Consider the following 1,910-nt stretch of genomic DNA (forward strand, 5'->3'; position numbering starts at 1 on the left):
TAATGAGCAGAATTATGTTTCCTTTTCTTACGATTACAGTGATTAAAATCCCGAGAATTACCCCTGAAACTGCCAGAGGAATCATCGGTAAAATTCTGAAAAATAAATTTTTTGAAAACGGATCTTTTGTGCGGATATAAACAGCATACAAAAAAGCCAGAACTGACGAACAGAATCCAGTAGAAACTGCGCAGAAAAATGTCGTAAATAATGCTTTAAAAAATCCTTTCATCTGAATAATATGGGAAATGTTTTTTAAAGTTAAAAAATCGTTTTTTGATGAAACTGCATTGTAGAGTATTGAAAGAAGCGGTGCTATGAAAAAAACAAATATTAAAGAGAAAATAATAAAGGCAAAAAATTTTTCAGAAAGAGAAGAAATGTTTGCAGCTGCTGAATGGTTTGAAAATGTCTGCCCTTGAATTTTAAAGGATTTGTTTTCCAGAAGTGAATAAAAGGCAACAAAAATACAGGCAAGCAAAGTTTCCAAAGAACCTAAATAAAAAGCATATTTAAAATCCAGTGTGATTTTTGCCGCTTTATAAACTTCAACTTCTAAAGTACTGCAGCCGACACTTCCAAAAAGCAGAATAATCATAAAACTGAAATAACAGTATAAGAAAACCAGCATACATGAAGAAGCAATTGACGGCATAAGCTGATGAATTGTGATTGTTCTGAAAACTTTCCATTCACCTGCACCTAAAAGTCTTGCAGTTTCTGCAGTTTCTTCCGGAATTTGTTTCCAGCTGTCGTTTATGCTTTTCATTACCAGTGGAAAATTGTAAAAGCCCTGAGCAATTATAATTCCTGAAAAAGAATACAGCAGTGCTACTGGTGAATAATTATCTGGAGCAAAAAATTTAATAATTGAATTGAGAAGACCTGAAATTCCAAAACAGGAAACAAAAGCCAGCGCAATTAAAAGGGAAGGAACGCAAAAAGGAACGGAAGAAAGGGAAAGTAAAAATTTTTTCCCGATAAAATTGCGTTTTGCTGTAAAAAAAGCTGCCGGAAGACCGATTAAAAGTGCAGTCAAAGTCGAACAGAGTGCCTGAAAGACTGTGAATGCACTTAAATAAATAATATTCTGCACGGATTATTTTACGATTGAAATAACAGTTTCTACAGCTTCTTTTAAAAGTGAAGAATCAAGAGTAACTGTTTTTTCTGGAATGACTCCGGCTTTTGCATAACATTCCGGCATAACTACATTCTGGTTGACCGGATACATCCATTGGGTTAAAGGAAGAGCGTTCTGAGCTTTGTCTGAGATGAGAAAATCCATAAAAAGCTTAGCTCCTTTTTTGTTTGGTGCATTTTTTAAGATTCCGGCTCCTTCAACCTGCATGTAGTGACCGTCTTCAAAAATCAAAGCTTTGTAGTAATCGATTTTATCGTATTCTAAATTTGCAGCAGGGCTTGTTGTATAACTGATTACAAGAGGTGCTTCTCCGGCAGTAAAAAGAGCATAGCCTGCACTCCAGCCGTTGGCCATTGTAAGAATATTAGGCTTTAATGCCTGCCAGAAATCATTAAATTCTTTGTCATCTGTAAAGGCTGCCTTTGTCCATGCAACAAAACCAAGACCAGGGGTGCTTGTTCTTGGATCCATAAGGATGATTTTTTTGCTGTAAACAGGGTCTGTTAAATCTGAAAGTTTTTGAGGTTCCGGAAGATTTGACTGTGTGTTAAAAATCATTGCAAAATGGCTGTAATCGTATGGAACAAGTTTTGAGCCTGTAGAAAGCTGTGCCTGAATGGCAGGGGTTATGATTTTATCTGCATTTTCAGGAATGTAATCTTCGAGAATGTCTGCGTCAAGAGCCTGCTGTGAAAGATTGTTGTCAATTCCGAGAATAATATCAGCGACAGGGTGTTCTTTTTCGAGAATTGCACGGCTTAAAACC

General features: G+C 36.1%; 2 protein-coding genes. Both read right to left on the reverse strand.

What is annotated here, in order from left to right; genetic code table 11:
- Window positions 1–1,096: ABC transporter permease (locus tag ACKI5B_RS09070; RefSeq protein WP_407427964.1), on the reverse strand; the 1,096-nt coding region annotated here is incomplete at its 3' end.
- A 3-nt stretch (window positions 1,097–1,099) separates the two neighbouring features.
- On the reverse strand, window positions 1,100–1,910 hold an 811-nt coding region (locus ACKI5B_RS09075; RefSeq protein WP_407427966.1), incomplete at its 5' end, for a thiamine ABC transporter substrate-binding protein.

The sequence above is a fragment of the Treponema sp. genome (assembly GCF_045657965.1).
Lineage (GTDB): Bacteria > Spirochaetota > Spirochaetia > Treponematales > Treponemataceae > Treponema_D.